Below are 17,022 nucleotides of genomic sequence, written 5' to 3' on the forward strand. Positions count from 1 at the left end.
GTCAACCGTCTTCGCCGGCGCCGACGTTCTTGCCGCTGCCCAGTGATTCCAGCGCCCGGATCAGATCGACCTCGACCCGCTCCTTGTCGACGCCGCCGCGGTGCAGCGGCCCGTCGCCGTCCTCGAGCTCCAGCAGTGCCAGCAACTGGTGCTCGGTGCCGACGTAGTTGTGGCCGAGCCGCAGCGCCTCGCGCACGGTCAGTTCGAGCACCTTGCGGGCCGGCCCGCTGAACGGGATCAGCGCCGGCGGGTCACCGTCGGCGCGCAGCGCGGCGATCGAGGCGGTCGCGGCGTCGCGCAGGGCGTCGGTGTCGACGTGCTGCAGGCGCAGCAGCACCGTCGCCAGCGCGGCCGGGTCGCTGAGCACACCGATCAGCAGGTGGTCCGGGGTGATCTCGCGGTTGCCGGCCTCGTGGGCGGCATTCTGGGCCGCCACCACCGCGCCGCGCGCCCGCGGGGTGAACCGCTGGAAGCCCTGCCCGGGATCCAGGATGGTGGCCTCGCGCGGGACGAAGCGCTTCTGCGCGGCCTGTTTGCTGACGCCCATGCTCTTGCCGATGTCCGTCCACGACGCCCCGGAGCGGCGGGCCTGGTCCACGAAGTGGCCGATCAGGTGGTCGGCCACCTCGCCCAGGTGCTCGGCCGCCAGCACGGCGTCGGCCAGCTGGTCCAGCACGTCGGGGTGGGTGGTTTTGATGGCGTCGATCAGCTCGTCGAGGCGGACCGGGTGGGCGATGCGGATGGGCTCGGACATGCCGTCAACGTTAGGTTGACGCTGGCGGTGGTGTCAACCCGCGGTTGACGCCCCGGGGTTTCGGGGCCGTCCGGGAAAGGATGCGGTTTGCTCCGTGCTCTGCAAGAATCACCGATTCATGAAGCTGTTTTTGATTGTGGCGGGATTTGCCGCGGTAATTGGGTTGGCCGTACCCGCGCGCGCCGACAGCACCGACGACGCATTCGTGGCCTCACTGGATAAAGCCGGCATCAAGTACGGCGACGCCGACAAGGCCGCCGGCGCGGGCAAATGGGTGTGTACCACGCTGCAGGGCGGCAAGCAGATGTCGGACGTGGTCAGCACCCTGCAGTCCAAGAACTCCAACCTCAGTGACGACCATGCCAACACGTTCGCGGCCATCGCCGTCAACGCCTACTGCCCGGATCAGGCGTCCAGCATCACGCCGGCTACCCCGACCGACACGCCGCCCAGCACTTCCTGACGGCGCGCGTTTGCGATGTAGCGCGGCCGAAACCTGCGTTTAACATCGCGGCCCTAATATGCGCCCGGGCGCAAATTGCCGAAAACGGTGTGAATCGTTTGCTGTGCGTCGCCGGCGTCAATTTCCGAGGCAGGCCCTTCCGCGGGCGGGTGCCCGACGAGATGCCGATCGCCGCCGGGTTTGGGACAATCGTTGCGCTATGCGACTCTTCCTGGGGCTGTGCGCCCTCGCCGCCACCATCGGACTGGCCGCGCCGGCGCACGCGGACATCGACAACGATCAGGACTTCCTCAAGGACCTGCGCGACGCCGGCATCACCTACCAGGACGCCGGCAACGCCATCACCATCGGCAAGTCGGTGTGCGAGCTGCTCGACGACGGCCAATCCGACGCCAAGATCGTGACCGATCTGCGCAACCAGAACCCGGCGTTCCAGGGCGCCAGCGCGGCCAAGTTCACCTACCTCTCGGCCGCGCACTACTGCCCGAAGTACATCACCGGGGAGGACCGCGGTCCCAAGCCCGAGGGTGCCGTCGGCAACTGAGCCGGCCGGCCCGCAATAGGCTGGTGCCGTGCGCGTCGATCCCGGACCGCTGACCTGGGACACCGCGGTGCAGACCTGGCATCTCGACCCGGTCTCCGCGGTCGTCGTCGTGGCGCTCGCCGCCGGATACGCCTGGTGCTACCGGCGGGCCGGGACGTCGGCCCGCGTCGCACCCGCCGCCTGCTTTGCGGCCGGGCTGCTGGCGTGGGTGGCGGCCACCTGCAGCGCCGTCGGCGCGTATGCCTACCTGCTGTTCTGGGTGCGCGCGCTGCAGGTGTTGCTGCTGCTCTACGTCGTGCCGTTCTTCCTCGCGCAGGCCACGCCGGTCACGGTGCTGCGCGACGCGCTGGGGCCGTCCGGCCGCGACCGCCTCGATCGCCTGTTGGCCAGCCCCATCGCCCGGGTGCTCGCCCACCCGGCGACCACCTCGCTGGGGATGCTGGCCACCCCCTGGCTGCTGTATCTGACGCCCTGGTACACCGCCGCCCTGCACAACGAATGGGTAGGCGCGCCCACCCGAATCCTGTTGGTGGCGCTGGGTTTCGGCTACTTCTACGCCCGCCTGCAGGAGGACCCGGTACCGCGCCGCTACCCGCAGTCGATCTCGCTGCTGATCACCGTGGTGGAGGCGCTCGGCGACGGGCTGCTGGGGCTGGTCATCTGGCAGGGATCGCTGATCGGTGCGTCGTATTACGCTGGGCTGCACCGGGTCTGGGGCCCCGACCCGCGGCTGGACCAAACCATCGGCGCCGGTGTGCTGTGGATCCTCGGGGATCTGGTCGGGTGGCCGTTCGTGCTGCTGCTGATGCGGGCCATGTCCCGCGACGAGCGGGCGCACGCCGTCGCGGTCGACGCCGAACTCGACGAGGCCGAGTCACACGATGCCGGCGGCGCCGCCGCGTCGGGCCTGTGGTGGGAGGACGACCCGCAGCTGCGCGAGCGCTTCGGCCGCGGCTGACATCGAAACTTCCTGGCGTGCCCGGTTTTTCAGGCCGCGCGTGCCGTCCAGGTGAAGCTCTGCATCTGCGGCAGCCGCGGGGCCAGGGCCGCGGCGACGCTGCGGCCGATGCGATCGGAGTCCGACAGGGACGTGGCGGCATCCAGGAACCCCTCCACCTCGACCCGCAGGGTCCGCCCGGTCCACCGGGCCCGGGCGTGCGCGTGCGTCACACCGGGCACCGAGACCGCGACGGCCTCGGCGGTGGTGACGATGTCGGGATCGACGCCGTCGAGCAGGCGATGCGCGATGTCGGCGGTCACCTCCCAGCCGACGTGGCAGATGAACCCGGTGACGACGAGCCCGGCGACCGCGTCGGCCCAGCCCCAGCCGAGCGCCACGCCGATCAGCCCCAGCACCGCCCCGGCCGACGAGAGCGCGTCCAGCCACGAATGCTTGGCGTCTGCCACCATGGTCGCCGACCGAATTCGCCTGCCTACCACCAGTTTGTAGCGGGCCACCAGCTGGTTGCCGACGACCCCGACGACCGCGGCGGCGATGCCCCAGCCGACGTGTCCGGTGCCGCCGTGCCGCAGCAGTTTGGTGACGCTCTCGAAGCCGGCGACCACGGCGCTGCCCCAGATCACCAGGGCCACCCCGATGCCGGCCAGGTCCTCGGCGCGTTCGTAGCCGTAGGGATAGCGCTCGGTCGGGAGCTTGCGCGACGCGCGGAAGCCGACGAACACCAGGGCGCTGGTCGACACGTCGGACAGGTTGTGCAGCGCATCGCCGAGCAGCGCGACCGAACCCGACACCACCGCGATGACCAGTTCGACCAGCCCGGTCAGCGCCAGGCCGGCGGCGCTGACGGCGACGGCCCGGTTGGCCTGCCGGCGCTCACCGGCGTCGTCGGTCGCGGTGTCGAGGGGAAAGCTTGCCGCCGGGTCGCGGACCCCGTTGATCACATGCATACGGCCAGCATGCCCCACTCGGCAGCGCCGCCCAAGTGCCGCGGTCCCGGACACGTGATGGCGATCGGCGGGCACGGCCGCGGCTACCGGACGGCGCCACGCGGAATTGCCAGCGCGCCAACGCATTTCGGGCCCGGCGCAAGGCCGCCACCGCCGCCGGATGCCCCTACTTGTCCCTCTCGGAGTCGGACGGCCCGTCGCGCCAGGGGCGGGAGGTTTTCGGCACCACCATGAACGCCACCGGCAGCCGCAGCAACGCGTCGCGGGCGGAGACCTCGAGGAAAACGATCTCCATCTCCATGCGGTTCAGCGGGCGCGTTTCCATCATGAAGCGCGTCCGCAGGTAGCGGGGGGTCCGCAGCCACTCGACCAAGTTCATGATCGCGACTGTACCCTTCCGGCGGAACTATCTGATCTGCACGGCATTTCGCCGACCCGACGTGAATTTCCCGGCCGGATACGCACCGGCGCGCCGTCAGCTCATGCCGATGCGGATGTTCTTGACTTGCAGAAACTCGTGCAGGCCCTCGATGCCGCCGGTGCGGCCGAAGCCGGTCTGCTTGTATCCGCCGTAGGGGCCCTGCGGCTCGATGTCGCTGTGCCTGTTCACCCACACCGAACCGGCCTGCAAGCGGCGCGCAACCCGGTGTGCGCGTTCCAGGTTGGCGGTCGCGACGAACGCATTCAGGCCGTAGCGGGAATCGTTGGCGAGGCTGACCGCCTGCGCCTCGTCGGCGAACGGCATGACCGAGGCCACCGGCCCGAAGGTTTCGGTCTGCGCCAGCGACGAGCGGTTGTCCACGTTGCTGAAGATCGTCGGCTCGATGAAGTAGCCGGACGCGAGCTCACCCCCGAGCCGCCGCCCACCGGTGACCAGGTCGCCGGCCTTCTCGGCGACCGCCCGCTCGATGACGCCGAGGATGCGGTCGGCGGCGGCCTCGGTGATGACCGGCCCCAGCATGACGTCGGGGCGCAGCGGGTCGCCGATCGTGGCGGCCTGCACCTGGGCCACGAGCTTTTCCACGAAGCTCACATACACCGACGCCTCGACCAGGATCCGCGAGGCGCAGGCGCAGCTCTGGCCCGCCTGGGTGAGCGGGCCCTGGTGGGCGGCGATGACGGCCGCCGTGTCCAGGTCGGCGTCGGCGAACACGAGATAGGCGGATTTGCCGCCCAATTCGGCCGTCACGGGCGTGACGTTGTCCGACGCGGCCCGCAGCACCTGCTGGGCGGTCGCGTGGCCGCCGGTGAAGTGGACCTTGCCGACTCCGGGGTGCCGAACCAGCGCCTCGCCGCCTTCCGGGCCGGCCGGCAGCACGTTGACCAGTCCCGGCGGCAACCCCGCCTCCAGGCAGAGTTCGCCAAAGCGCAAGGGCGCCAACGACGCGAGCTCGGAGGGCTTGAAGATGACGGCGTTTCCCGCCGCCAGGGCGGGTGCGACGGCGGCGCCCGCGACCACCAACGGTCCGTTCCACGGGGCGATGACGGCGACCACGCCGTAGGGTTCACGTTCGACGATGTTGGCGTCGAACGCGCCGCTGACCGGTGTGCTCGCCCCGGTCAGCTTGTCCGGGTAACCGGCGTAGTAGCGCACGAACCGCTCGGTCAGCACCGAGTTGCCGGCGACCGAGATCGGCACCCCGTAGTCGTGCACGTTGAGCTCGGTCAGCTCGGCGAAGTGGTCGCGCAGCAGGTCGGCCAGCCCGAACAGCAGGTCGCGGCGGCGATCGACGGGGTAGGAGATCCATTCCCGCTGCGCCTCCCGGGCGCTGTGCACGGCGCGGTCGACCTCGCTGTGGCCGGCCAGCGGAATGGTCGCGTTGGGCACACCGGTGCCGGGATAGCGGTGCTGGTGGCTTCCGCCGGACGCCGCGGTGATCCGTTCCGTGCCAATGAGTAACGCACCCGTACGCGGCGGTGAGGACGCAGTAGCCGTCATGGGTCAGCCGACCGGTGTGGCGTCGGAGTGGTTTTCGGCGATCACCCGCTGCTTCTGCTCCGCGATCGCCTGGTTGAGGTGGTCGGCCTTGGCGCAGCCGTAGTACGCGGCGAACTGCAGCGCCACCTCGTCCATCTCCCGAAACGACACGTCACCGCTTTTGAGCGCCGCGTAAACATGCGACATGATCGGGATTTCGGCGTCCTGGAAGGCCACGCAGGCGACCGTGATGAGGCGGCGTTCCTTCATGCCCAGCCCGGGCCGCAGCCACATCTCGCCGAAGACGAAGTTGAGAATGCCGGCGCCCGAATAGGGGTTGTCCCGCGGCGGCGCGAACGGCAGGCAGTTGATGTCCTTGAACGATCGTTCGCCGCCCCGCAGCCGCTGCTCAGGATCGGCGGCGGTGACCAGCGGCAGCAGCGGCTCCGGGTCGGGCGTCGGCTCACCGCGTTCCGCGGCGATCCTGGCCCACTGCTGGTCCACCACGATGTTGAAGCGTGACGCCTTCGGCCAGCCCGCGTAGACGGCGAAATGCAGCACCGCTTCCCGCATTTCGGTGATGCTGAGGTCGCCGCTGTTCAACGCGGCGTAGACGTGCTGCTCGAGCGGGGCCTGCGCGTCGGCGGCCGCCACGCAGGCCAGCGTCACGAACCGCCGGTCGCGCCGGCTCAGCCCCGGCCGCGACCACACCTCGCCGAAGACGAAGTCGATCAGCCCCGAGGCGCAGGGGCTGGCGTCGTCCGGCGGGTCGAAGGTCATCACCTCGGCGAAGGTGCGCACCCCGCGCTGATGCCGCGCCTCGCTATCTGATCGTGACACCGGCGTCGACCTTCAGCTCGAGTCCTGTGACGTAACGGGATTCGTCGGAGATCAGGTAGAGCACCGCGTTGCTCACGTCGGACGCCTCGATCAGCGGCGCGGGCAGCGCGTTGAGGAAGATGGGCACCAGATCGGGCCGCTGTTCGGCGATCAACGCATGCATGCCCGGCGGTGCCATCCCGGTGGCCACCCCGGTGGGGTGCACGGTGTTGACGCGAATGTTCTGTGCGGCAAGCTCATTGGCCAGCGCGAGCGTCATCCCCACGATGCCGTGCTTGGACGCCGTGTAGGGCAGATGCAGCGGGGTTCCCTTGATGCCCGCTGACGAGCTGATGTTGACCAGGCTGCCGCCGCCCCCGGCGATCAGGTGGGGGAGCGCGGCCGCGCAGGTGTTCCAGGCCCCGATCAGGTTGACGTCGAGGACCAGCCGCCACTGCTCGGCGGTGGTGGTGTCCCAGGTGCCCACGGTGAGCACACCCGCGTTGGCGACCGCGCCGTCGAGCCCGCCGAGCTCGTCGACGGCCGCGTCGACCGCCGCCTTCATGGCGGCCTCGTCGCGCACATCGACGATCTTGGGCACCGCCCGGCGGCCGTGCTTCTCCACCAGTCGCACCGTCTCGTTCAGGTCCTCCTCGGTGGCCAGCGGGTAGTCCAAACCTGTTGGGGTGCAGCAGATGTCGACCAGGATGCAGTCGGCGCCCTGTTCGGCCAGCCGCACCGCGTGGGAGCGTCCCATGCCCCGCGCGGCCCCGGTGATGAGGACCCGTTTGCCGGCGACCCGGCCCGTCGCGTCGTCGGTTGCCATGTCAGACCTTGTTGCAGAAGCCGGCATCGACCGGGAACGTCACCCCGGTGACGTAGCGGGCCTCGTCGGAGACCAGGTAGGCGATGGCGGCGCTGACGTCTTCGGGCTCGAGCATGCCGACCGGCATCGGGTTCTGCAGGTGCGGGCCGGCGCCGGGATTCTTCTCAAGGAATTCGGTCATGTCGTCGTTGGTGGCCATCATCGTGTTGACCGCGGTCGGGTGCACCGTGTTCACCCGAATGTTCAGCGGCGCAAGCGCATTGGCCAGGGTGCGCATCAGCCCCACGATGCCGTGCTTGGAGGCCGCATAGCCCAGGCCGCCGCCCTGCAGGCCGCCGAAGCCCTTGATGCCGGCGGTCGAACTGGTGAAGATGATCACCCCGCCGCGGTTACCGGCCAGCAGATGCGGAATGGCCGCCCACGCCGTGTGATAGGCGCCGTCCAGGTTGACGGCGGTGACCGCGCGCCACTGAGCCAGTTCCTCCTCGATGCTCAACTGCCGGAAGGCCAACGGCGCGATGCCGGCGTTGGCGAGCACGATGTCCAGCCGCCCGAACTGCTCCACACCGGCGTCCAGCGCGGCCTTGACCTGGCCGAAGTCGCGCACGTCGGCCACCGTGCCGAGCATCTTGCCGCCGGCCTCCTCGACCAGCGCGACGGTCTGGTCGAGCTCCGCGCGGGAGGCCATCGGATAACCGTTGGCGGCGATGTCCGCGCAGATGTCGATGCCGATGATGTTGGCGCCCTCACGCGCGAGCCGTACCGCGTGGCTGCGGCCCTGGCCGCGCGCTACTCCCGTGATGAAGGCGACTTTGCCATCTAGTGAACCCACGGCGGGCGTCCTCGTTTCTTGTCCGGCGGCCCAGTTCAGGGGTGAGTAACGTGGTTACTCACCCGCGCACAGTAACATGGTTACCGTGACGGCAAAAGGGCCCGACGCCCCGATCGTTTCCGGGGATCCGATTCTGGGCATCGTGGTCGACATGCTCGATACCGGGGGCTACGAGGCCGTGCAGCTGCGCGAGGTGGCCCGGCGGGCCCGCGTCTCGATGGCCACCATCTACAAGCGCTATCGCACCCGCGACGAGCTCATCGTGGCGGCCCTGGAGGGGTGGATGGACGCCAACCGGTATGCGCGGTTGCCGTCGCTGATTGACGAGCTGCCCGGCGAATCGATGTATTCCGACCTCATGCACGTGATGCGCACCATCTTCGAGCCGTGGGAGCGGCATCCGCTGATGCTGCGCTCCTACTTTCAGGCGCGCTCGGGGCCCGGCGGTAAACGCCTGATCCAGCGCGGTGTCGAGGCCGTCGTTCCCGTCGCAAAAAGCGTTCTGGCCCAGGCTGATCCGGGATTCGTCAACGATCTGGAGCTCATCCTCACCGGTGTGGTGTTCGGGTTTCTGACCCGCTTCGCCCAGGGCGAGATCGACGTCACCGAGATCGTCCCCGGCATCGAGCGCACGGTGTACTGGCTCACCCAGGCCTACCAGAACGCGGATGCGGGCCGGCAACCTCACATCAGCGGCGGCGGTATCAGCCAGCCCAGCGAGGGGTCGACGTCGTCCTTGTACTGCGGGCAGTAGCTCGCGACCGAAAGACCGATGAAGTAGCCGGATTGCTTCGGCGTCAACGGGGTTTGCTTGGTCAGCCGCAGCGCCAGCATCGACACGTTGGGGTTGGCGTCGATGCTAGAGCACACGCTGTGGCCCATGGCGATCGCGTCGTCGTCGTCGAACATGGTGATCCCGCCCTTGGCCAGGCCGGCGAGGAACGCGTCATCGGCTTCGTCCGCGGCGGCCGGTGCCGCGCACAACAGCGCGGCGGCGGACAGGACGACCGCGCAGGCGGCCGGCCACGCGGCACGACCGGCCTTGGTGTGAGTCATGGCCTCCCCTGGGTGCGGTGGGCCGAAACAAGACGACTTATTGAAACGATAGACGAATTCTGGGTGCCGTCGCCGCGGCGCACGCCGGCTCGCGGTCACGACGAACAATGCGTGGCTTTGATCCGGCCGTTCGGCGCCCCCAGCTTGGCCAGGGCGTCGGAGTCGGCGCTGGCCGCATCGGGGCCCGAGCCGCCCCGGAACCGCCCGGAGCCGCGGTCGAAGGCCACCGACGCGCAGCCGTTGCGGGTGCCCGCGACCACTTCGCAGGCGTCGCCGGCCTCGGCGGTGCAGTGCGCAAGGGCGAGTTGGTTCGCCTGGTCCTGGCTGTTCGCGGTCGCCCAGCCGGCGGCGCGTCCGCTGCCCACCGACACCGCCAGGGCGACGAAGTCGTCGTCGGCCCAGGCGGTTTGGGGCGCCCACAGCGCCGCGGCCGGGCAGCCGACCGCGACGACGACGGCGATGAGTGACCGCACGCCAAGCTCCTTTGTGTCCAGGACAGCAATGTAGCGCCGACGCCGGGGCGCGCGCGGCGGAATCGGCCGGCGGCTACGCGCTGCGTTCGGGGTCTTCGGCCAGGTAGGTGACCTGATACCAGCGGCTGCCCGGCGGGCCGCCGGAGGCCCCGGTCGCGGTTGCCCGCTCCAGCCGGACGTCGGTCAGCTGTGGATTCTGCACGCGGATGTAGTCCTCGAGGGCGGCGTGCAGCGCGTCGCCGCGAAGGCTGATGTCCGCCAGGGCCCGGGTCTCGTACCGCGTCCAACTCACGCGAACATCTTGCTCCCACCCAGCGGAACGGAACACGCTGGTATCACCGGGGCTTCTCCCTATACTCGACCTGATTCATGGAGGGCGCGATGGCTACAACCTGGGACACGCTGGACCGTTACATCGTCATCTCGACGGACACTCACGCCGGGGCGGATCTCTACGGCTACAAACCGTATCTGCCGGCGCGGCTGCACGACGAGTTCGACGCCTGGGCCAAGGCGTACGCCAGCCCGTTCGACGACCTGATCGTCGCCACCGCCAACCGGAACTGGGACCACGAGCTGCGGATCGGCGAGATGGACGCCGACGGGGTGGCCGCAGAGGTGTTGCTGCCCAACACCGTTCCGCCGTTCTTCCCGACCACGCCGAACATCACCATCAGCCTGCCCCGCACTCGCGCGGAGTTCGAAAAGCGCTGGGCCGGTGTGCAGGCGCACAACCGGTGGCAGGTCGATTTCTGTTCGCTGGCTCCCGACCGGCGCCGCGGGTTGATCCAGATCTTCCCCAACGACGTCGAGTTGGCGATGGAGGAAATCCGTTGGGGCGCGCGGCAGGACTGCTTCGGCGGTGTGCTGATTCCGCCGGTCTCGCCCGGCGATTCGCAGGTGGCCCCGCTTTTCCACACCCGCTACGAACCGCTGTGGGCGCTGTGTGCCGAACTGGACCTCACCGTGGTGCAGCACGCGGGGGCCGGCAGCCCGGAGATGCCGATGGACCAGCCGGCGTCCAATGCCGTGTTGATCACCGAGATGGCCCTGTGGGCCCAGCGGACCCTCGGCCACCTGATCCTGGCCGGTGTGTTCGAACGGTATCCGACGCTGCGGTTCGTGCCGACCGAGCAGGGAACCCTGTGGGTGCCGGCACAACTCGGCGTCCTCGACGCCATGGTGCCCACCATGAAATCCGATGCGCACAACCGCACCTACGGGATGTTCGGCGGCTCGTCGGTCGACGCGCTGACCCTGACGCCCAGCGAATACGTCCAGCGCAACTGCTATCTGGCCAGCGAGCTGATGCCCTACGACGGCGCGATGATCGACTTCATGGGGCCCGATCACATCATGTGGGGCAGTGACTATCCGCACGAGGAAGGCTTTGCGCCGCACTCGAAGTTGGCCATCCGCTGGGCGCTGCACGACCGGCCCGAGGATGCCTGCCGAAAGATCTTGGGCGGCAACGCCGCTCGGCTCTACCGTTTCGACCTCGACAAGCTGATTCCGGTGGCCGCCAAGATCGGGCCCACGGTCGAGGAGGTGCGCACCCCGGTGCCGGACACCGGCTATCGCGCCCCGGCCGCGTTCGGCTACCGGCCCTTCGAAGGCGGGCTGGCGCTCAAGCGGCTGGCGCCGCAACGCGGTTAACCGGACTCGTCGGCCAGGGCTTCGCTCAGCCGGCGGGTCGCGGCGGCCAGCTGGGTGCCCAGCCGGGTGACCGCCGCGCCGCTCATCGGCTCGGCGCTGGGCACCAGGCTGAGCATCAACGCGATGCTCGGGCCCGGCCCCAGGATCGGGGAGTCGATGTGGCTCACCTCGTAGCTGCGGTCGGGGGCCAGGCTGATCGGGAACCACTCCTCCTGGTGGATGAGCTCGTCGGTCAGCGCCTGCGCCAGCTGGCTCAGCCGGGTGGATCGCACCTCGGCGCTGCGCACCAGCAGCGCCAGTTCCTGCAGCCGCAGGTCGGGCAGCAGGTGCAGGCCCACCGCGTAGCCGCGCTGCCGGGCGGCGGCGATGGCCTCGCGGTAGCGGTCGCGCGCCTCGTCGGGCAGGGCGGCCAGCCAGCGCTCCCGGTCCTCGGTTCCCGCCCAGGCAACGGTCGACGCCCCGTACGGCGGGCGGTGCGGGAACTGGGTGCCGATCGGCATCGGATGCCCGCCGCCGCGGCGGCTGCGGACCTGATCGACAACGGTGGAGTAGTCCTCGCTCACCGAGAACGCCACGCAGTGCGCGCCCGTCGCCGCCGCCAGCTCGTCCATCACCGAGCGGGCCAGCACCAGGGCCGGGTAGCGGGCGGCGGCCTCGCGGCCGAGCCGCACCAGGGCCGGGCCCAGGTGGTAGGTCTTGCGCACCGGGTCGCGCAGGAGCCAGCCGGCCCGCAGCAGCTCGGACAGCATCGAGTGGCAACTGGCCTTGTGCACGTGCAACCGCCGGGACGCCTCGGCCAGGGTGATCCCCGCGCTGCCGTCGGCCGCCAGCAGCTCGAACAGATTCACCACCCGCTCGGTTTGGGGCGAGGGACGCGCGGCCATGCCGGCAATGGTCGCATAATGCGAACGCTTGTGGTGCTCTGTGCGACCGTGTGACGATGGCCACACCATGACGAACCTGCAGGGCAAGGTGGCGGTGATCACCGGCGGCGCCGGAGGCATCGGCCGGGCCCTCGGCCGTCGTCTCGGCCACGAGGGCATGAAGGTGGTGCTGGCCGACGTGCTCGCCGACCCGCTGCGGGAGGCGACGCGGGCGCTGACCGACGAGGGCATCGAGGCGGCCGGCGTGGTCACCGACGTCACCGACTACTCCTCGGTCGAGGCGCTGGCCAAGGAGGCGTTGCGCCGCTTCGGCGCGGTGGACGTGGTATGCAACAACGCCGGTACCGGCGCGGTGTCCGAGGGCTATCTGTGGGAGCACGACCTGGCCGACTGGCGCTGGGGGATCGACGTCAACGTGCTGGGCGTCATCCACGGCCTCAAGGCGTTCGTACCGATCCTGCTCGAGCGGGGCGAGGGGCACGTGGTCAACACCTGCTCGGGCAACGGCGGATTCGCGCCGATCGCGCGGGGCGCCATGGGCGGACCGGCCACCGCGGTCTACCCGATGACCAAGGCCGCGGTGCTGTGCCTGACCGAGAGCCTGTACACGCACCTCGAGATGACCGGGACGCGGGTGCGGGCGCACGTGCTGTTCCCCGGCGGGTTTTTGAACACCGGCATCTGGGAGTCGTGGCGGCATCGACCGCCGCGCTACGCCCCGACCCAGCAACGCCGCACGCCCGAGCAGACGCTGGACAAGGTGGTGGCCCGGTTCGAGGCCGCCGGCGCCCGCGTCGAGTTCACCCCGCTGGAGACGGTGGCCGACCTGGTGGTGGACGGCATTGCGGCGGACCGGTTCTGGATGATGGGCCCGCCCGCGCCGTCCGACGACGTCGTGCGCCGCAAGGCGGCATCGATCCTTTCCCGCGGCGCCCCGGACTACCTGGTCGACGTTCTCGGCCGCAGCGCCGGCGGAAACTCCGAAATGCAAGGAGAAAACCATTGAGCAGCAACGTCATTCGCTACGGGCCCCGTCCGCCCGAGGCCCAGATCGACCACGAGATCGATGCCACCAAGGCGCCGATTGCCACCGAGGCGGTGACCGTCACCTACCTCACGGAGCCGGACATCGTCGCGGCGGTGCTGCCCAAGCCGCTGCAGCCGGCCGACGAACCGCTGGTGCGCATCCAGCTGCAGCGGGTCCGCATCGAGGGGATGGCGCCGTTCGGGTCGGCGGTGTTCTCGGTGACCGCGCGGCACGGTGACCGGTACGGCGACTATCCGCTGTTCATGCCCCAGTCCACCGAACAGTCCGTCACCGGCGGCCGCGAAACCTTCGGCGAGCCAAAGAAACTCGCGCAGATCACGGTGGAGCGCGACGGCGACCGCGTCACCGCCGGCGTGGACCGGCTGGGCTACCGGCTGATCCGGCTGAGCGGGCAGGTCAGTGGCCCGGCGGAGTTGCCGCCCGACCAGATGAATACCGAGTTCTACTTCAAGTTCCTGCGCGCGCCCGACGGCAGCGGCATCACCGATCCCCACCTGGTCTACGGTGAATACCACCGGCACTACGAGCTGCTGGAGAACATCGACGGCACCCTCGAGCTCGGGGAGTCGCCGCTGGATCCGGTGGCCGACATCGTGATTCGTCAGGTCACGTCGATCACCTGGTGCCGACGGCGCACCGTGCAGGTGGGACGGATCGCGGCGCGGGTGCCGCAGGAGTGGCTGCTGCCGTATGTGCACCAGCGCTACGACGACGTGGCCCTGCTGGCCGCCCCGCGGCCCGAACCGGCGCGGGCGTAGCGCATGGACCGCTACACCGTCATCTCGGCCGACTGCCACGCCGGCGCGGACCTGCTCGACTACCGCGACTACCTGGATCCGCAGTACCGCGACGAATTCGACGGCTGGGCAAAGACTTACGTGAACCCGTTCGGCGACCTGAGCGAGCCCGACGCCGAGCGCAACTGGAACAGCGCGCGGCGCAACTGTGAGCTGGACACCGAAGGCATTGCGGGAGAGGTGATTTACCCCAACACCGTGCCGCCGTTCTTTCCGCACGCCAGCCTGGCCGCCCCGCCGCCGGAGACTGCGCGGGAGCTCGAGCTGCGCTGGGCCGGGCTGCGCGCCCACAACCGCTGGCTGGCCGACTTCTGTTCGCTGTCACCCGAGCGGCGCGCCGGGGTGGGGCAGATCCTGCTGGGGGACTTGGACGAAGCCGTTGCCGAGGTGGGGCAGATCGCCAAACTCGGCCTGCGCGGCGGGGTGTTGCTGCCCGGGATCGCCCCCGGCACCGGCATCCCGCCGCTGTACGCCGAGCACTGGGAGCCGCTGTGGGCGGCGTGCGCGGAGGCCGGGGTGGTGTTCAACCACCACGGCGGCAACGCCGGGCCGAGCCCGATCGACGGGTGGGGCAGCTCGTTCGCCGTCTGGGTGTACGAGACGCACTGGTGGGCGCATCGGGCGTTGTGGCACTTGATCTTCAGCGGCGCACTGGACCGGCATCCCGACCTCACCGTGGTGTTCACCGAGCAGGGCGCCGGGTGGATACCGGCGACGCTGGCCTCGCTGGACGTGGCCGCGGCCCGCTACGCGCGAGCGAACTCGGCGATCGCCCGGTTCGCCGGTCCCACCGCCGGTTCGCTTTCGCTCAAGCCGAGCCAGTACTGGGCCCGCCAGTGTTACGTCGGCGCGAGTTTCATGCGCCCGGTCGAGTGCGCCGAGCGGCACGGAATCGGTGTCGAGAAGATCATGTGGGGCAGCGACTACCCGCACTACGAGGGGACCGCCCCCTACACGCGAGAAGCGTTGCGGCACACCTTCAGTGACGTTCCGCCCGACGAGGTGGCCGCCATGGTGGGCGGGAACGCGGCGAGGGTGTACGGCTTCGACCTCGACGCGCTGGCACCGCTGGTGGACCGGATCGGCCCGAGCGTGGCCGAGGTCGCTGAGCCGCTGGCCGCCGTGCCCGCCGACGCGAGCAGCACCGTCTTCGAGCCCGACCCCATCCGCACCTGGTAAGCGAAAGGACCGCCATGACCGACGTGGACCCCTACATCATCATCTCCGCGGACACCCACGCCGAGCTGCCGACCGAGCGCTACCGCGAATACGTCGACCCCGAATACCGGGAGGACTTCGAGACGTATCTGGCGGAGAAGACGGCCGCGGCGCAGGCCGGCGGGTTCATCGACGAGGAGTTCGCGCAGGAGTGGTTCTCCGAGCACGGCGAGGGCATCGCCGGCGGGTGGGATGTGGCGTTGCGGGACAAGGAACTTGACGGCGACGGGGTGGTCGGCGAGGTCATCTTTCCCGACGCCGACGCGGTGACCGGGGTGGCCGGCGCCCCGTTCGGGGCCGGCCTGGGCCAGTCGGGCGACCTCGACCCGGGCCGGGCGATGGCCGGGGCGCGGGCGCACAACCGCTGGCTGGCCGAGCTGTGCAGCCACAGTCCCGAGCGGCGGGCCGGGGTCGCGGTGGTGCCGATCCTGGCCGACGTGGACGCGGCGGTCGCCGAGATCACCCGCGCGGCCGAGTCGGGGTTGCGGGGCGGGATCCTGATCCCGGCGCGCTGGGTCGGCTACCCGCCGTATCACGACCGTCGCTACGACAAGGTCTGGGCCGCTTGCCAGGACCTGCAGATGCCGGTGCACACCCATTCCGGTCCCGCGCCGCAGGAGGAGTACGGGGGCCATTTGGGCATCTATGTCACCGAGGTGCGGTGGTGGGGGGCGCGGCCGCTGTGGTTCGCGTTGTGGTCGGGCGTGTTCGAGCGTTTCCCGGGTCTGCACTGGGGGGTGACGGAGTGCGGCGCGTTCTGGGCCAACGATCTGCTGTGGCTGATGGACACCCGGTATCTACGGGAGCATTCGGCCAAGAAGATGAGCCATCTGATGGAGGGCGACCTGACCATGCCGCCCTCGGCGTACTTCGACCGGAACTGTTTCATCGGCGCCACCACCACCGAGCGCAGGGAGCTGGCCCGGCGCTACGAGATCGGCGTGTCGAACATCTTGTGGGGCAACGACTTTCCGCATCCGGAAGGAACCTGGCCGCACACCCGCGACTGGCTGCGGCGCTCGTTCTGGGACATTCCCGTCGAGGAGACCCGCCAGATGCTGGGCTTGGCCGCCGCCGAGCTGTACAACTTCGACCTGGGCGCGCTGGCCCCGCTGGCCGCGCGCATCGGCCCGGTTCCCGCGGACCTGGGCCAGGACGATGCGGTGAGCATTCCCAAGTGGGAGGCGGCCCGCCGGACCGGACGGCACTGGCTGACCGACGCGGAGCCCATGCCCGATCTGGTGCAGAGCTGAACGCGGCTCAGGTGTGGACTTTCCAGCCGGCCAGCGGGGTGGGGGCGGCCGGCGCGTCGGGGTCGTTGAACTCGATGTAGACGTCGCCCCGGCGGATGGCGCCGTCGTAGGCGATGAAGCCGTGGGCGGTTTGACCGTTGGTGACGCTGCCCACGCGCAGCGGCGGCGTCTTGTTGAGCTGCTGGTAGTCGGCCAGCGACGAGCCGCCCTGGATGTCGCGGTAGGGATCTTGGCGCCACGGGGTGGAGGCGGCGGTGATCGAGGCCTGGCTGTAGGTGAACGGCTTGTCGGATTTGCCGGCGATGGTGAGTTCGATGACGTTGCACCCGCCGCCACCCGGGCAGCCGGACGAGACCCAGGTCGCGTTGTTGAGCGTGACGTCGGCCGTCGCGGTGCTGTACTCCGTGACGTGGATGGTGGTGCCGGCCTTGCCGGTCGGGAAGGGCGACTGTTGGGGCGTCGGGTCGGCGGTGGCGCCGGGCGCGGTCAAGCACGCCGTCAGCGCCAGCGCCGCCGCGAGGGTGCTCATGCGAGCAGGTCTGGTCACCGGCTGAAGATAGCGCATTGCGACGT

21 protein-coding genes are annotated in these 17,022 nt (G+C 69.9%); 9 read left to right on the top strand and 12 right to left on the bottom strand.

The genetic code is table 11. The annotated features are described in order from the left end of the window. Position 1: 1 nt before the first annotated feature. Positions 2 to 754, bottom strand: a complete 753-nt coding sequence (locus H7I87_RS16100) for a Clp protease N-terminal domain-containing protein (protein WP_063966997.1) — start codon at positions 752 to 754, stop codon at positions 2 to 4. 118 nt (positions 755 to 872) lie between these two features. Here H7I87_RS16100 and H7I87_RS16105 point away from each other — a divergent pair, with 118 nt between their 5' ends. The 3 genes from H7I87_RS16105 to H7I87_RS16115 all read left to right on the top strand — a co-directional run bounded on the left by H7I87_RS16105 (position 873) and on the right by H7I87_RS16115 (position 2,719). Then, on the top strand, positions 873 to 1,217 hold the full coding sequence (locus H7I87_RS16105; protein ID WP_003875276.1) for a DUF732 domain-containing protein: 345 nt from the start codon (positions 873 to 875) through the stop codon (positions 1,215 to 1,217). 199 nt (positions 1,218 to 1,416) lie between these two features. Continuing rightward, entirely contained in the window at positions 1,417 to 1,761 is a 345-nt protein-coding gene (locus H7I87_RS16110; protein ID WP_003875277.1) for a DUF732 domain-containing protein, read from the top strand. Between the two features lie 28 nt (positions 1,762 to 1,789). Then, positions 1,790 to 2,719 (top strand): cytochrome c oxidase assembly protein, encoded by a 930-nt coding sequence (locus H7I87_RS16115; protein WP_063966996.1) that lies wholly within the window; start codon positions 1,790 to 1,792, stop codon positions 2,717 to 2,719. A 29-nt stretch (positions 2,720 to 2,748) separates the two neighbouring features. On the opposite strand, the gene H7I87_RS16120 is transcribed toward H7I87_RS16115, so the two are convergent. The 6 genes from H7I87_RS16120 to H7I87_RS16145 form a co-directional block, all read right to left on the bottom strand. Continuing rightward, positions 2,749 to 3,669, bottom strand: coding sequence for a cation diffusion facilitator family transporter (locus H7I87_RS16120; RefSeq protein WP_023870862.1), 921 nt, complete (start codon positions 3,667 to 3,669; stop codon positions 2,749 to 2,751). Between the two features lie 166 nt (positions 3,670 to 3,835). Further along, positions 3,836 to 4,048: a hypothetical protein gene (locus tag H7I87_RS16125; protein WP_003875280.1), complete on the bottom strand. Its 213-nt coding sequence runs from the start codon at positions 4,046 to 4,048 to the stop codon at positions 3,836 to 3,838. Positions 4,049 to 4,144: 96 nt separating this feature from the next. After that, positions 4,145 to 5,608: an aldehyde dehydrogenase family protein gene (locus H7I87_RS16130; RefSeq protein WP_083071340.1), complete on the bottom strand. Its 1,464-nt coding sequence runs from the start codon at positions 5,606 to 5,608 to the stop codon at positions 4,145 to 4,147. A gap of 3 nt (positions 5,609 to 5,611) precedes the next feature. Then, positions 5,612 to 6,427, bottom strand: a complete 816-nt coding sequence (locus H7I87_RS16135) for a carboxymuconolactone decarboxylase family protein (RefSeq protein ID WP_019732937.1) — start codon at positions 6,425 to 6,427, stop codon at positions 5,612 to 5,614. Next, positions 6,411 to 7,232, bottom strand: coding sequence for a mycofactocin-coupled SDR family oxidoreductase (locus H7I87_RS16140; RefSeq protein WP_019732936.1), 822 nt, complete (start codon positions 7,230 to 7,232; stop codon positions 6,411 to 6,413). The genes H7I87_RS16135 and H7I87_RS16140 overlap by 17 nt, the downstream gene beginning before the upstream one ends. A gap of 1 nt (position 7,233) precedes the next feature. After that, positions 7,234 to 8,064, bottom strand: a complete 831-nt coding sequence (locus H7I87_RS16145; protein WP_019732935.1) for a mycofactocin-coupled SDR family oxidoreductase — start codon at positions 8,062 to 8,064, stop codon at positions 7,234 to 7,236. A gap of 76 nt (positions 8,065 to 8,140) precedes the next feature. On the opposite strand from H7I87_RS16145, the gene H7I87_RS16150 reads away from it, so the two are divergent. Beyond that, positions 8,141 to 8,818, top strand: a complete 678-nt coding sequence (locus H7I87_RS16150; RefSeq protein ID WP_019732934.1) for a TetR/AcrR family transcriptional regulator — start codon at positions 8,141 to 8,143, stop codon at positions 8,816 to 8,818. On the opposite strand, the gene H7I87_RS16155 is transcribed toward H7I87_RS16150, so the two are convergent. From H7I87_RS16155 to H7I87_RS16165, 3 genes are all read right to left on the bottom strand, one after another. After that, on the bottom strand, positions 8,749 to 9,120 hold the full coding sequence (locus tag H7I87_RS16155) for a DUF732 domain-containing protein (RefSeq protein WP_009977863.1): 372 nt from the start codon (positions 9,118 to 9,120) through the stop codon (positions 8,749 to 8,751). The genes H7I87_RS16150 and H7I87_RS16155 overlap by 70 nt on opposite strands. A 95-nt stretch (positions 9,121 to 9,215) precedes the next feature. Continuing rightward, positions 9,216 to 9,593, bottom strand: coding sequence for a DUF4189 domain-containing protein (locus H7I87_RS16160; RefSeq protein WP_023873800.1), 378 nt, complete (start codon positions 9,591 to 9,593; stop codon positions 9,216 to 9,218). Positions 9,594 to 9,666: 73 nt separating this feature from the next. Beyond that, positions 9,667 to 9,885 carry a hypothetical protein gene (locus H7I87_RS16165; protein WP_023865274.1) on the bottom strand — a complete coding sequence of 73 codons (219 nt, stop codon included), beginning with the start codon at positions 9,883 to 9,885 and terminating at the stop codon, positions 9,667 to 9,669. Between the two features lie 77 nt (positions 9,886 to 9,962). On the opposite strand from H7I87_RS16165, the gene H7I87_RS16170 reads away from it, so the two are divergent. After that, positions 9,963 to 11,249, top strand: coding sequence for an amidohydrolase family protein (locus tag H7I87_RS16170; RefSeq protein ID WP_019734169.1), 1,287 nt, complete (start codon positions 9,963 to 9,965; stop codon positions 11,247 to 11,249). Here H7I87_RS16170 and H7I87_RS16175 read toward each other — a convergent pair. Then, complete coding sequence (locus tag H7I87_RS16175) at positions 11,246 to 12,133, bottom strand: IclR family transcriptional regulator (protein WP_033718131.1); 888 nt, start codon at positions 12,131 to 12,133, stop codon at positions 11,246 to 11,248. The two genes, H7I87_RS16170 and H7I87_RS16175, sit on opposite strands and share 4 nt — an antisense overlap. Before the next feature lie 67 nt (positions 12,134 to 12,200). On the opposite strand from H7I87_RS16175, the gene H7I87_RS16180 reads away from it, so the two are divergent. From H7I87_RS16180 to H7I87_RS16195, 4 genes are read left to right on the top strand one after another with little or no spacing between them, the layout of a single operon-like run. Continuing rightward, positions 12,201 to 13,139 carry an SDR family oxidoreductase gene (locus tag H7I87_RS16180; protein ID WP_033718133.1) on the top strand — a complete coding sequence of 313 codons (939 nt, stop codon included), beginning with the start codon at positions 12,201 to 12,203 and terminating at the stop codon, positions 13,137 to 13,139. Then, positions 13,136 to 13,939: an acetoacetate decarboxylase family protein gene (locus tag H7I87_RS16185; protein WP_033718135.1), complete on the top strand. Its 804-nt coding sequence runs from the start codon at positions 13,136 to 13,138 to the stop codon at positions 13,937 to 13,939. Before H7I87_RS16180 ends, H7I87_RS16185 begins: the two co-directional genes overlap by 4 nt. Before the next feature lie 3 nt (positions 13,940 to 13,942). Continuing rightward, positions 13,943 to 15,157: an amidohydrolase family protein gene (locus H7I87_RS16190; RefSeq protein WP_033718137.1), complete on the top strand. Its 1,215-nt coding sequence runs from the start codon at positions 13,943 to 13,945 to the stop codon at positions 15,155 to 15,157. A 14-nt stretch (positions 15,158 to 15,171) separates the two neighbouring features. Beyond that, complete coding sequence (locus tag H7I87_RS16195; protein ID WP_170924217.1) at positions 15,172 to 16,449, top strand: amidohydrolase family protein; 1,278 nt, start codon at positions 15,172 to 15,174, stop codon at positions 16,447 to 16,449. A 7-nt stretch (positions 16,450 to 16,456) separates the two neighbouring features. Here the strand turns inward: H7I87_RS16195 and H7I87_RS16200 are convergent, their stop codons facing one another. Next, positions 16,457 to 16,978, bottom strand: coding sequence for a hypothetical protein (locus tag H7I87_RS16200; protein ID WP_033718139.1), 522 nt, complete (start codon positions 16,976 to 16,978; stop codon positions 16,457 to 16,459). Positions 16,979 to 17,022 lie beyond the last annotated feature (44 nt).

It is taken from the genome of Mycobacterium timonense (assembly GCF_025821985.1).
GTDB lineage: Bacteria > Actinomycetota > Actinomycetes > Mycobacteriales > Mycobacteriaceae > Mycobacterium > Mycobacterium avium.

Excerpts from the sequence above, each read along its gene's own strand:
- H7I87_RS16180 (WP_033718133.1), top strand. The coding sequence starts at position 12,201 with ATGACGAACCTGCAGGGCAAGGTGGCGGTGATCACCGGCGGCGCCGGA.
- H7I87_RS16140 (WP_019732936.1), bottom strand. The coding sequence starts at position 7,232 with ATGGCAACCGACGACGCGACGGGCCGGGTCGCCGGCAAACGGGTCCTC.
- H7I87_RS16190 (WP_033718137.1), top strand. The coding sequence starts at position 13,943 with ATGGACCGCTACACCGTCATCTCGGCCGACTGCCACGCCGGCGCGGAC.
- H7I87_RS16130 (WP_083071340.1), bottom strand. The coding sequence starts at position 5,608 with ATGACGGCTACTGCGTCCTCACCGCCGCGTACGGGTGCGTTACTCATT.
- H7I87_RS16100 (WP_063966997.1), bottom strand. The coding sequence starts at position 754 with ATGTCCGAGCCCATCCGCATCGCCCACCCGGTCCGCCTCGACGAGCTG.
- H7I87_RS16125 (WP_003875280.1), bottom strand. The coding sequence starts at position 4,048 with ATGAACTTGGTCGAGTGGCTGCGGACCCCCCGCTACCTGCGGACGCGC.
- H7I87_RS16110 (WP_003875277.1), top strand. The coding sequence starts at position 1,417 with ATGCGACTCTTCCTGGGGCTGTGCGCCCTCGCCGCCACCATCGGACTG.
- H7I87_RS16170 (WP_019734169.1), top strand. The coding sequence starts at position 9,963 with ATGGAGGGCGCGATGGCTACAACCTGGGACACGCTGGACCGTTACATC.
- H7I87_RS16200 (WP_033718139.1), bottom strand. The coding sequence starts at position 16,978 with ATGAGCACCCTCGCGGCGGCGCTGGCGCTGACGGCGTGCTTGACCGCG.
- H7I87_RS16120 (WP_023870862.1), bottom strand. The coding sequence starts at position 3,669 with ATGCATGTGATCAACGGGGTCCGCGACCCGGCGGCAAGCTTTCCCCTC.
- H7I87_RS16105 (WP_003875276.1), top strand. The coding sequence starts at position 873 with ATGAAGCTGTTTTTGATTGTGGCGGGATTTGCCGCGGTAATTGGGTTG.
- H7I87_RS16150 (WP_019732934.1), top strand. The coding sequence starts at position 8,141 with ATGGTTACCGTGACGGCAAAAGGGCCCGACGCCCCGATCGTTTCCGGG.
- H7I87_RS16195 (WP_170924217.1), top strand. The coding sequence starts at position 15,172 with ATGACCGACGTGGACCCCTACATCATCATCTCCGCGGACACCCACGCC.
- H7I87_RS16155 (WP_009977863.1), bottom strand. The coding sequence starts at position 9,120 with ATGACTCACACCAAGGCCGGTCGTGCCGCGTGGCCGGCCGCCTGCGCG.
- H7I87_RS16175 (WP_033718131.1), bottom strand. The coding sequence starts at position 12,133 with ATGGCCGCGCGTCCCTCGCCCCAAACCGAGCGGGTGGTGAATCTGTTC.